Raw genomic sequence first — 11995 nt, forward strand, 5'->3', positions numbered from 1 at the left:
CTCCCTCCTTATGTTGCAGGTACCGGTTTCATATCGTAACCGGTACGCTTTTTGTACTTATCGATCTGTGTTACAAGTGTCTTTCCGTCCAGCTCAACCACTGTGGTGTGCTCGGTCTCTCCTCCCTGGGTGTTCTCTATCGCACCAATAATATTGATTGATAGAATCTCAGCCAGTTTGGATGCAATGGCATCAATCCATCCGGTATTTCTCTCAAGCGGCACAATAGCCTCTTTTCCTGCCTCTCCTGCAATGAGAGGTGTTGCTCCGTCTACAATACCGCCTGTTGCCAATCTTGGCAGGGATACTGTTGAGAGCTTTGGTATTGAGAATCCAAATGTTTTGCCACCAAACTCCGGTACCCAATCCGGGATATCAAAGCTCAGGCCATTCAGTGCATCAATTACCTTATTCACACCGCCAACCACTGCATTGGCCATACTCTCAATGCCTCCGATAATGGAGTTGATCACACTCTTTATTGAGCTCCACATTGAATTGAATATGGTTACAACAGTATTTTTCAGGCTGGTCCATGTGTTACTCCATATTGTCTTTATGGAGCTAAGAGCTGTTGAAAGTCCGTTCTTAATGCCCTGCATCACTGTGGTGATGGCTGTTTTAATGGCATTGAATATGGTTATCACCACGGATTTGATTGCATTGAATATTGTGGAGAAAAATCCATATATTGCCTGCAATGCAGCTACCACTATTCCGGAGATGGTTTGCAGGATCAGGCTGATAAATGCAGATATGGCACTTAGGATGCCCTCTACAATCTGCTCAATGCCTTTCCATGCCCTCTCCCAATCTCCTGTGAATATTCCCACAATGAAATTGATAATGCCGGTTATAACCTCAATGAGGCCGCCTATCAGGTCACAGATAAAGCCAAATACCGCCTGCACTGTGCTCCATATGGTCTCTAATACCGGCAATACCTTAGGCAGTACATTTGCTATGATCCAATCAATGAGAGGCTTTAGTACACCCTCCCAAAGGGCTTTCAGTGCATCACCCACAACAGCTGCAAATTCAAGAATCCTATCCACAAGAGGGCTCACATGCTGCTGCATAACCTCCTGGAACTGTGCTCCCAGCTCAGCAAGAACCGGCTGCACACTGCCATTCCAAAATTCAAGGAACTTGGCCGCCGTGTCGGATAATCCTCCGGCTATTGAATCAAACAGCGGAGCAAAATGCTCATCATATACTGCATTGAATCCATCCACGAACTGATCCACAACATCCTTTATGGATCCGGTAACAGTTTCAAATACACTCAGGATGCCCTCAAGGGCTGTTTTGATCTCCTCCTGGTTATCAATGAAAGGCCTTGTGAACACATCCAGGATATCCCTGGTTGCCTTTCCTGTGATCTCCTGCACACCCATGTATGCATCAGCAAATATGCCAATGAGGTTGGCTGTTACCTGCTGCCCGGTGTCACTACCGAACACTGAGAATATGTTGGCAGCAGCCTGGGCAAAGTTTCCGGAGATTTCTGCGATCGATCCGGAGATATCAAACATTGTGATGAGATGCTGCTTTATCCTGTCGGTGTTCTGTTCCAAATACTTGGCCACACCGCCCACCAGGTTGATTGCAATCGTGATACCTATTGCTGCAATGGCTCCGGTGATCTGCCCCAGCGCATATGCCCATTTATCCATGCAATCATTTGCAGCTTTTAATACTCCGGGATCCGTCCATATATCGATCAGGCTCTTTTTGATGCTTGCTATGGCATTCTTAAGAGGCTCAAGGGTTACATCTCCCATTCCGGCCTTAAAGCCTTTCATGAACAGATCTCTGAGCTCTTTGAGCCTATCAATCAGTTTCTGCAATACCGGATTGAGTTCATCATCTGTTTCGGTTGCGGTTTCATCCACCAATCCGGGGATATCTCCAGCACCTCCAAGATCTTCTCCTCCACCGCCTCCGGAGCTATCTGCTGCCTTTGTCAGTGAATTGATCTCATCAAACTTGCCAAGGCCGTGGAATGCCTCCTCTGCTTTCTTAGCGGCACCGCCTGCTGCCTTTGTGGCTCCTGTGAGTGCATTTGCATTATCAGCTGCTCCTCCCAGTGATGTTTGAATGTTTCCGGTTGATGTGCTGGCAGATTTGCCGCTCTTTCCGGTTATGATCTCGGTGAATCTCTTGAATGCATCCGCTGCCACCTGCAATTTTGCAATAAGCATATTCAGCACTCTGATCACCGGTGTAAATACATTTATAAGCCCCTGGCCAATGGTTGCCTTGAGGGATTCAAAGCGGAGCTGGAGGATCCTTGTTTGGTTTGCCCAGCTGTCTGATGTTCTTGCAAAGTCTCCCTGGGCATCAGCTGTTACCTTGAGCAGATAGTTATATCTGAGGAGTGCCTGCTCCTGCTGTGTCATGGAATTGTAGCTCTTTGTGATTCCCTGGGATAATGCATATGCCTCCAGGTTGGCCACAGAGAGATTTATACCTAACTGCTTGAGCGGTTCTGTTTCTCCGGATATTCCTGATCTGAGCTTTGCAAAGGCTGTATCTGAATCCAGGTTGTAGAATGATGCCATATCACCGGCAAGCCCTGCCAGCTGTGTGCTCATCTCCTCCAGCTTGTTTCCTGTGATGCCCATACTCTTAAGCATGGCACCCATTGTGGATGTGTACTGCTTGGCGGCCAATTCAGACAATCCAAACTGCTCCGCTGCATTCTTTGCAAAATCCTCTATGGTTTTATTCCCGGCTCCAAAGGTTACATCAACAACATTCTGAACCTCCTCAAGGTCTGATCCCAAATTGATGCAGGCTTTTCCAAAATTCACCAGGGCAGCAACAGAAAATGCGATACCAACCACTTTTCCGATAGCTCCAAGCACTCCCTTAATCTTGCCGATAGAGGAGTTTACCTTGGATACTGTGGAATTGGTTTGGTTCTGCACTTTTTTCATAGCATCCATGTATTGTTTGGTCTGAGCCTCGATTATTACCTGGAGCTTTTCAAGTGTCATTCCCTCCACTGCTCTCACCTCTTTCTTTCCTTAGTTGGTTTACCCTGAGCATATAACCCACCATCTGTACTTTGTGCTTTTCAAGCTCACTCTGTACCTTGGCCTCCTCGGCCATCCGTGCAACCTCCTCTCCGAATAGTTCCGGATAGTATTCATGAGGCTGTTTCAGCGGCACCTCATCAGGGTTATTGGAATGGGCCAGCATATTCATCAGCTGCATATTCTGATTCCACATCAGCATTACCTGATCCTTGGTTTCAGCCATCCGCTTTTTCTGCTCAATCTCCATTCTCCTGCCATAGCTCTCCAAAAGATCTATGATTTCATCTATGCCCAGGCTCCAAAAAAGATCAGGGCTATACCCTGCATCCAAAAATGTAGGATATAGCCCATCCCTTAACTGGTCTGTGATAGTGGTGAATGTGTTTACAGGATCTCCTGTGCTGCCTCCTCCATAGCTCCCTCCACCTGATTGGCCAGGGCTGTGGAGAAAAAACCGGATACAGTAAAGATTCCCATGTATACCTCTGTGTAGAAATTCAGCTGAGAGCCTCCCTCCTCAAGGTACTTATCAAAAAGCGCATTGAGGGTCTCTCTCTTGATTCCGTGGTGATACTTTCTCATGGCTACATGTGCCACATCAAGCATCACAGTGAGTGCAGGCATACCTCCGTTTCCGGTACCCATCACATTCATGAGATTGGTTTTGTATTTCTGCTCAAGCTCACTGATTCCTGCTGTGTCAAGTTTTAACTTGTACACCTCACCGCCTACCTCCCAACGCTGGAAAGGTCTCTTTTCAGGCATCTGTACCACCTTTTCCTCTGTCTGTTCTACCGCTGCACTGTTCTCATTTTCATCATGATCAAAAAATCCCATTTACTTATCCTCCTGTTTTATCCTGAAATTAAAAAATAGGATCCGGTGATTAAACCGGATCCGTAATTGTGATATTGCTCTGCAATGCGATCTTGAGAGTGAACTCCATTACTCCGTTCACAGCTCCACCACTCACCTTGGTGGCCACCTGTGCATCAAATGCAAAGATTGTGCCATCAGGGAGTGTTTCCTTGAATGATACGATCTCTTTGCTTGCCTCAGCTGCTTTCATCTTGCGATATGCAGAATCAGCTGTGTTCTTGAACTTGAACTTGTACTCAAGATCTCCCGGATCTCCTACACCGAACTCATACTGCTTTACAGTGTCGGAAAGTCCGGTATTCTCAACCTTTTCAGGCTCATTGCCAAGCTCAGGTACCTCCTTGAGGCCCTCAAGAACTGCAAACTCCTGATCAGTTGATCTCTTGCAGCTTAAAGTAATACCATTTGCTAACATTTACATTTACCTCCTTAGTAATTGTTGTTGTACACAAGCTCATTATCGAGATCCAGGATGCCCTCATATCTCATGATCTTGTGCTTTAATCCGCTGGTATCATCCACATCATTGCACTGCCTGCGCCTTAAGCCTAATGCAGATAATGCTGCATCAACGTCCAGTGCAGCCTGTGATGTGCTCTGATTGTTCCAAATGTCTATCCTATAAAGCAGGTGGGATTTGCTTTCCTTGCCATCCACCCATTCAGATACGGAATTATCCTCCTCTGTGTACTGGATGGCCGGGAACTTTTCCCAATCCTTAGGATATCCATCACTCACATTGTTGCTTATAGGCTGTATTGCGTTATAAACCTGGTCTTTTACATTTACCATCTTATCCCTCTACTTTCTTGATCTCTGCTTTCAGTGCCGCTGATAGGTTCATCTTGATGATGTTTTCATTCATCTTGAGTGCCGGATACATATATGGCTGAGCTGCCTGGCCTTGGGTGTAATAAAACACCTTGCCATCCTTGCTCTCACTCTTTGGCCAATGATACTTATCTGCATCAGCTGGTGGGATATCATCTCCGGGGAACCACCAGCCCTCTGATACATAGGCAGGCTGTATATTTGGGGATATCCCATCATGATTTGCCTCACCTTTGGGGCCGGTACCAAATTCCACATATGCTGCATGCTGGTTGTTGGTGTAGCATATACCCCTTACCAGCGTTTTCTCCTGTTTCACGTCCGTTCTTATGGATTGCCTCAGTTCTCCATGATTTACCGGGCACAGGAGCACAGCTGCGTTTCTTACTCTCCGGATCTCTTTTCCCATAGCCTTTGTGATAGCATCCATTGGATTCTGAATGGCACTCAGCTTTCTGTTTAGGGATTCAGCCCCTCTTACATGCTGATCAGCCATGTGATTTCTCCAGCGTTATAACCTTAGGATCTACATCCCTGTTGATGGATTTGATGATGTAATCCGGAGGCTCTGTGCCATCCACATACACACAAATACCATCATTCTCTCTGAGATCTAAAGTGCCGTGATATTCCATGTTTTTGATGTAGGCGAGATGCTCTCCGTACTGCTCGGCCTGAATTGTTCCTCCGGCCTGCCAAATGGTTGCCTCAATCGGTACCGCCTCGGCCCATCCGGTTACATCTCCACCCTCAGAGTTTTTTGTAATCTCCCTTTTACGGAGATTGTACATCTTCATCTGCTTTCTTCTCATACGCATGGCCGCCTACCCTCGCAATTCTGCATTGTTCCACAACGCTCTTGATCTCTGCCGGGATTTCCACAAATGAGGAGGATATTCCACCCTCGCTCCTGGATGTTTCACCCTCGGTGCCCATCCTGTTGTATGCAATCAGGGCCCATTTACGCTTTGCCGGTTTCAACCTATCAATCAGCTCTGTTCTGTTCGTTAAAGCAAGCAGCTCCTCCTCAGCTGTTTGGAGGAGTGCTGCCAGGAGTGTTTCGTCCTGGCAGCCTGTCATGCTCTCAAGTATCTCCAAATCTTCCATGGTTACTCCTCTCCGGATCACTCATGGGCTTTGATCACCTCAATGAGTGTTTCCTTGTTCATGTTGGCATAACCCTGGATGCCCTTTTCCTTGGCTACCTTGCGGAGCTCTGCAACGCTCATGGCTGCATAATCTGTTTCCTCGGTATCCTCAGGCTCCTCATCCTCCGGATCTGCCACAGGATCTCCTGCTGCATCATCAGAATCCTTTTCAGGATCCTCAGGCTCCGGATCTGCCGGTGCAGGGTTCTCAACCGGAGCTGCTGCCCCGGTGAGTTCCTCTGCTGTATCTGCCACTGCATACTCATCAGAGTTTTTCTTGCAGTGATTGATCACATCCTCATTGCTTGCCTCGGAGATCACTCCGCTCTTTTTGTTTAAGATGAACATATTGTGCTTACCTCCTTACTCTACTCAGGCCCTGTTTGCGGTGAGAACTGAAAGGCTCTTGCCCTGAACCACCTTGGCACCATATACATGGAGGCCCTTGATGGCATCAGAGAATCTCTTTTCAGGTCTGTATGCCTCAGTTTTGAGGATCTGCTCTGCATAAGAGGTTGCTGCTCTTGTGCCTGCAATGATCTTGTACTTGCTTACAGTTGTAACACCCTCAGAGGTTGTGGTTGTTGCAGGAACATTGTTGGAGATGTTTACAGCAAAGCCTGCTGCCACACCAACCTCACCACCCTCAATGAGTGCCTTGTTGTAGTCGGTGCCGTTGCCAACAAATCTCTGATCCTTGAGGAGGAGGCCATGGAACCATGCAGGTACAACAACCCATCTGCCTGCCATAGGCACATTCTTCTCTGTGAGGTCCGTTGCAAGATCAACCAGCATATCATATGCAGTTGTTGCAGTAGGTACCAAAGGAGTTGCATCTGAACCAAGGTTGTTGCCGTTGTTGATAGCTCCAACAGCCATGAGGCCTGCAAGGAATCCATCAGTTACATCATTCATGCCGTATGCAGCTCTCTGCATAGCATCATCCATAACCTTAGGATTGCTCTGTGCGTTATCAACATCATCAACAGCAAAGTTGAAATACTTAGCCTGATCAATCTCAAGCTCCTGGCCGCTACCATCAACAGCATCAGGTGCTGCAATGTCGGTGTTCTTGGTGTAGTTCTTGATGGTGATATCGCCGATCTGATTGATCTTTACCTTATCACCAAAGTTCTTGATCTCTCCCTCATAGTCTCTGTTTACAAGGTTTGCATACACATGCGCCTTGTCAAGGTGTGCAAGAAGTCTTGCGCTCCAAATTGTAGGAATAAAAGTTGCAAATGCCATAATAATTTACCTCGTTCTTTCTGCCTTATCGGCTTATCTTAGGTTTTTCATGGATGCCTGTACTGCATCCCAGTTCTTATTGATCTCCTCCGGGCTCATAGCGGAAATCTGCTCCCTGGTGAATGTGCCACCTGTTTCAGGTGCTTTCTTCATGGGTGAGCCGCCCTTTAGCTTATCCTCTACTCCTTTGGCTACTGCCTCCTGAAAGGCTTTCTCAACAGCCTCTATGGATGCCTGGCATGTGGATGCATCAGTATAATTCAGGATATCTGCCAGCGATACCGGGAGGCCCTTATCTGCAAGAGTTTCCTTTGCCTGTGCGGAAAGTTCTCTCTTGGTGATCTCTGCCTCTCTGTCGGCCAGCTCTTTCTCCTTTTTCTGCTGCTCATACTGGGCTTTCTGCTCAGCATTCATCTTGGCCAGCTTTTCAGCCTCTGTTCTTGCATTGGCAATCTGTGCCTCAATGTCTGCCTGCATCTTTGTTCTGTTGGTCTCAAGGGCTTTATTCACTCTCCTGTCAAATTCAGCCTGCATCTTGGGATCTTTCAGGAAATCATCAAATCCCTGAGGCTTTCCCTCTCCAGGTGCGCCTGCTGCCCCTGCTCCATCATTGTTCCCCTGAGTGCCGCCTGCTCCGGTTCCTGCATCTCCGGTTCCTGAACCTCCGGCACTGCCTCCAGCACCGCCGCCCAAATCTCCGGCTCCACCATCACCCTCTGCAAAAAACTGCAAATTCAAAGGGAGCTTACATCTCACATTGTTTCCAAACATCTTTTTTCTCATTGAAAAATCCTCCTTTGTGCCCCTGCATTGCCTTATGGCCCCACAGATTCATCTTTGGTTTATAGTTTTGGCTTTCTAACCCTCAGCCGGGGAATAAAAAGGGATCTCTCCCTGATTACTCGATTATTTCCCAATCCTCGGCCAGCATATCTGTTTGAGATGCTAACCATGGCACCACTCCCTTAGGAGCTGCCGGATTATCGGTGATCAGCTGTGTGGTGACAATATAAATATATGGCAAAGTCATTTTGCTGTGTTCATCCGGTCTCTGCATCTCTATGTAGATCCCTTTGCCATTCCACCCGGCTCTCCTGCATTTCTTTCCTGCTTTCAAAGCATTGAGTGCATTACCAAAATCCATGCCTGCTGCCTCCTTTCTCATTCTGCATATCCGCTATCATTTCATCTCTTGCGCTGCGGATGGCCAATGCACATCCGATCAGTGCAATAAGGAGGATTCCTGTGGGGATTCCTCCTGCTAATGCCAGTATCGCTCCCATATCAACCTCCCAAAATTGCATACAAAAAGAGCCATGCATTTTCTGCATAGCTCTTTCAATATCATCCTTGTTTTGTTATCAAATAGCCCTGTTTTGTTATCAGATGGCCTTTTTTGTTGTCAGATAACCACTTTCAGGCTGTTTGCCTCATCCTCGGTGATTTCTTCATAATCCATTTCCTCACCAAAAAAGATGCAGCACTGCTCCGGTTCCTCAACCCAGGAGCCATCCTGATTCTTTCTTTCCATGAGGCCTTTGTTGTATCTGTATACCCTCTCAGCCTCATTCTTTTCCCTGTTCAGTTCATAAGCAAACCAAAACTTATCCCTGCTCATGTCATTTCTCCTTGTACACCTTTATTTTATCAATATCCACAGGAATTTCAAGAGTATCAAAGATCTCATCCTGCATCTTTCTGAGCTCCTCTCTCCTTTCCGGAGTGGTTTTGGGATCTCTCATCTCCTTGTACATATCATGGGTGAGGTTGTTCTTTGCATCAAAGCTCTCCGGAGTATGGAACTGTACCTCAAACAGGGTATGGGGTCCATCCGGTGCAGAAAAGGTGCAATTCACACCCTTGTATGAGGATCCTTTCAATGGTTTCTCCCAGGTGTTTATAACTTTCTTGAGCTTGTAACCCCTTGCCTCCATCTCCTCCACAACATTATCAAATACTTTCCGGAGCTCTGTTGGAGATCCTAAATAGGTGTATCTGATAACATCATTGATGGTATCAATCTTTTCGTTGATGAGCTTTGGATCTTTTCTGCCCCTGGTGAGCCTTTTCATCTTCTCCAGGTAACTGTTTTTATCCTTTATCCGTTTCTCTAATCCTGCCAGCTGCACATTCAGCTTTTCGGCCACTGTTTTCACAGTGTCGGTGATCACATTCTCACTCTCAAGAATCCGGTTGTATCCGTTGATCTCTCTGTATTCCACTTTGAGATCCTCATACTCCTCAGGAGTTTTGTATTTCTTCTCCCGGAAATCATCAATGCTGCCCACTTTCTTTTTGCCTAAAACATCCAGGTATCTATCATATTGTTTCAGATCGGCTCCCCGGTGCTTTTCAACCTGCTCAGCAAATAATGCCTCCGGATTGTGGGCCACCTCTTTCTCATACCATTTCTGATAGGTGATATCTCCGGGGAATGTCTTTACCTCTCCGGTTACCGGATCCCTGGATCTCCTTTTGAGCTGTGAAAGGTCCTGATCATCTATCTCTGAGAGAACTGTGGTTCTGCAATATGGGTGAAAAGGTGGATAATTCACACCCACCTCCATATCCTTGTATGCAAATACCTGGCCATCCATCTCCCTGCATATGTCGGATGTTCTCAGGTCCAGTGTGGCCAATATTCTGTATTTATCAAGGCCAGCCTCCTCATCAGCTGCTGCCTGTGCCTGCCCGGATATGTATGCAGATTCTGTTCTCACCAATCTCCTGGCATTAGCAGCTCCGGTTGAGTATTTCTTGGCAATCTCTGTGGCTATCTCACTCTCATTCTTGCCGGTGAGGTATGCAAGGGCCAGCTGTGTTTTCAGCTCATCTGCAAGCCCCTGTGTGTTTCCCCATATTCTCTGTGAGTAGTTTGCACCGCTCCAGTTCGTTCTGAGGATCCTGTTCAAGGCTTTATCATCCACATAGCCAAATGAGAAATCAAGGCCGGTTCTTTTCTTGAGATCGTATATCTCCCGGTAATAGGATTGATTGTACTGGTCAACATAATGATCAGTGCTCACTTTCTTTTCCTGGTTATATACCTCTCTCATCATTCGATCTATTTCAGATTGTAGGTTTTCAAGCCTCTCAATCCTTGCTCTGTATGCAGGGCTCTCAAGCTCTTTCAGGATCTCTTTCTTATCGGCTCCCTTTAATCCCTCAAGCCTCTGCCTCAGTTCGTCAAGATCCCAAGGGTTCCGGAGCTGGTTCAGCAGCTTAAGGGCCTCATCATCATCCAGCTCAAACTTATCCCGGTATCTCTCATATATTTGTGTGATCTTGTAATTGAGTTCCCTGGAGGCTTTGGCATAGATATCTGCAATCTCCCTGGCTGCCTGTTCGGCATCCTCCATGGCCTCATACATCTCTCTTGCCTGTCGGCTCTCCCAATAGCTCATTTACTCACTCCTTATCGCCTGCTGCCTCTTTGGGCTCTTTTTCCTCCTCAGGCTCCTCAGGCTCATCCTCATCCGGAGGATTGTTGTATCCCATTGCAAACATCTCCTGCTGCTGTTTGATTGCCTCCTCCTTTTGCTTTGTGAGCTCCTCGATTTCTGCATCAGGATCCTCAACAAAAGGAATCTGCTTGAGCAGGGTTTTCATGGATACAAGATCTTTCATGTTGTACAGAGTATTTGCCAGCTCCTGCAAGTTCTTAGGCAGTGATCTTGCAAAGGTTGGTACCACGCTTGAGGCATCCTGTGCCATTGCCTGCATATTGAGGAAATTGCAGAAAAGAATGATCCTCTTTTGCAGGCCTCTCTTGTAATACCTCTCCTTTACCTTGGTGATCATCTCAAGGCCCAGGAGCTTATACTCCATAGCAACACCGGATGTGTTTCCGGCAAAGTTCTCATCTGTGAGGTTCGGTACATGGGAGAAATTGTATATATCCTCCTTGATTGCCTTTCTCAAGGTCTCAGCTCCGGCCTCATCCATTGCCCTGGTGAGGTATTCTGCCTTTGCATCTGCCGGGAGCTCCAAGAGCTTTTTCTTTCTCAGCTCCTCCTGTGCCTCTTTGGTCTCCTCCTCATCATCTCCAAGGATGGATCCATATAATACCAGGATGGCATCAATAAACTGCTCTTTATCCGTTACTCTGTCACTCATCAGAGTGTTGTACGCATCAATCAGAGGGATCTGCTGCTCAAAGTCACCCATGCCCTCTTTGTTGTTCAGATACTCAATGATCTGAATACCGCCAAAATTATGGGGCTCAGGTGTCTCTGTGAGTGTATTGGCCGCTTTCACATCATTATCAATGTTTAAGGTCCAGTTATAATGCTCTGTGCATATAGTGGCCACCCATGTTTTGATATCCTTGGCATCATCTTTCTTTGGCCAGTAGTAAACACCAAAGAGCTCATTTTCCTCAATGGAATCATCTACCACAATGAATGTGTGCAGCGGAGAAAGGTTCTTGAGTGCCGGTTTAGGCTCATCTTTCTTTGCATACACATACTCATATGCCAATCCATAGATACTCATATCCTGGGCATTGTCTGCATCCACATCATCCACATCTGCATCATCAAAGGCTGAGAGCAGCGGTGTGATATCCGTATCATCTGTATTGGAGTATGTGATGGGATTACCCATGAAATACCCTGTTGCAGTATCCGTGATATCTTTTGCATGGTTGCATACGATCTTTACATCCGGGAGCCCCTCTTTCCTGTTCCGGGAAAGAATATCATGCCTGCCCTCATAGTAATCTCTGCATTTGTATTTGTTCTGTACCAGCCCATAGTGTTTCATGATCAGATTCAGGATGATCTTTTTATCAAGGGCTGTTTCATCATATCCCTCTGCCGGGTATGTAAATCTATACATATTATC

16 protein-coding genes are annotated in these 11995 nt (G+C 46.7%); all 16 read right to left on the minus strand.

Translation table 11 applies throughout. The features are described from left to right. Positions 1-8: 8 nt before the first annotated feature. The 16 genes from BLO53_RS03990 to BLO53_RS04060 all read right to left on the minus strand — a co-directional run bounded on the left by BLO53_RS03990 (position 9) and on the right by BLO53_RS04060 (position 11989). Positions 9-3002, minus strand: a complete 2994-nt coding sequence (locus BLO53_RS03990) for a phage tail protein (RefSeq protein WP_092059219.1) — start codon at positions 3000-3002, stop codon at positions 9-11. Beyond that, positions 2992-3375 carry a hypothetical protein gene (locus tag BLO53_RS03995; protein ID WP_092059220.1) on the minus strand — a complete coding sequence of 128 codons (384 nt, stop codon included), beginning with the start codon at positions 3373-3375 and terminating at the stop codon, positions 2992-2994. Before BLO53_RS03995 ends, BLO53_RS03990 begins: the two co-directional genes overlap by 11 nt. A 53-nt stretch (positions 3376-3428) precedes the next feature. Beyond that, positions 3429-3881: a DUF6096 family protein gene (locus tag BLO53_RS04000; protein WP_092059221.1), complete on the minus strand. Its 453-nt coding sequence runs from the start codon at positions 3879-3881 to the stop codon at positions 3429-3431. A 49-nt stretch (positions 3882-3930) separates the two neighbouring features. Continuing rightward, entirely contained in the window at positions 3931-4338 is a 408-nt protein-coding gene (locus tag BLO53_RS04005; RefSeq protein ID WP_092059222.1) for a phage tail tube protein, read from the minus strand. A gap of 14 nt (positions 4339-4352) precedes the next feature. Further along, on the minus strand, positions 4353-4715 hold the full coding sequence (locus BLO53_RS04010; protein ID WP_092059223.1) for a hypothetical protein: 363 nt from the start codon (positions 4713-4715) through the stop codon (positions 4353-4355). A 1-nt stretch (position 4716) separates the two neighbouring features. Continuing rightward, complete coding sequence (locus BLO53_RS04015) at positions 4717-5250, minus strand: HK97-gp10 family putative phage morphogenesis protein (RefSeq protein ID WP_092059224.1); 534 nt, start codon at positions 5248-5250, stop codon at positions 4717-4719. Further along, positions 5243-5572 carry a hypothetical protein gene (locus BLO53_RS04020; protein ID WP_143003201.1) on the minus strand — a complete coding sequence of 110 codons (330 nt, stop codon included), beginning with the start codon at positions 5570-5572 and terminating at the stop codon, positions 5243-5245. Before BLO53_RS04020 ends, BLO53_RS04015 begins: the two co-directional genes overlap by 8 nt. After that, a complete protein-coding gene (locus BLO53_RS04025) occupies positions 5529-5861 on the minus strand; it encodes a phage head-tail connector protein (RefSeq protein ID WP_092059226.1) in 333 nt (110 codons plus the stop codon). Before BLO53_RS04025 ends, BLO53_RS04020 begins: the two co-directional genes overlap by 44 nt. Positions 5862-5878: 17 nt before the next feature. Further along, complete coding sequence (locus BLO53_RS04030; protein WP_092059227.1) at positions 5879-6250, minus strand: Rho termination factor N-terminal domain-containing protein; 372 nt, start codon at positions 6248-6250, stop codon at positions 5879-5881. Positions 6251-6274: 24 nt separating this feature from the next. Further along, complete coding sequence (locus BLO53_RS04035; protein ID WP_092059228.1) at positions 6275-7150, minus strand: P22 coat protein - protein 5 domain protein; 876 nt, start codon at positions 7148-7150, stop codon at positions 6275-6277. 33 nt (positions 7151-7183) lie between these two features. Continuing rightward, entirely contained in the window at positions 7184-7933 is a 750-nt protein-coding gene (locus BLO53_RS04040) for a DUF4355 domain-containing protein (RefSeq protein ID WP_092059229.1), read from the minus strand. Positions 7934-8048: 115 nt separating this feature from the next. Then, a complete protein-coding gene (locus BLO53_RS04045; protein ID WP_092059230.1) occupies positions 8049-8294 on the minus strand; it encodes a DUF2829 domain-containing protein in 246 nt (81 codons plus the stop codon). Beyond that, complete coding sequence (locus tag BLO53_RS19100) at positions 8281-8433, minus strand: hypothetical protein (protein ID WP_176757155.1); 153 nt, start codon at positions 8431-8433, stop codon at positions 8281-8283. Before BLO53_RS19100 ends, BLO53_RS04045 begins: the two co-directional genes overlap by 14 nt. Positions 8434-8552: 119 nt before the next feature. After that, positions 8553-8768, minus strand: coding sequence for a hypothetical protein (locus BLO53_RS04050; RefSeq protein WP_092059231.1), 216 nt, complete (start codon positions 8766-8768; stop codon positions 8553-8555). 1 nt (position 8769) lies between these two features. Next, positions 8770-10554, minus strand: coding sequence for a minor capsid protein (locus tag BLO53_RS04055; RefSeq protein WP_092059232.1), 1785 nt, complete (start codon positions 10552-10554; stop codon positions 8770-8772). A 4-nt stretch (positions 10555-10558) separates the two neighbouring features. After that, positions 10559-11989 (minus strand): phage portal protein, encoded by a 1431-nt coding sequence (locus BLO53_RS04060; RefSeq protein ID WP_092059233.1) that lies wholly within the window; start codon positions 11987-11989, stop codon positions 10559-10561. Between the last annotated feature and the right edge of the window lie 6 nt (positions 11990-11995).

Source organism: Butyrivibrio sp. INlla14, assembly GCF_900102515.1.
Classification (GTDB): Bacteria; Bacillota; Clostridia; order Lachnospirales; family Lachnospiraceae; genus Butyrivibrio.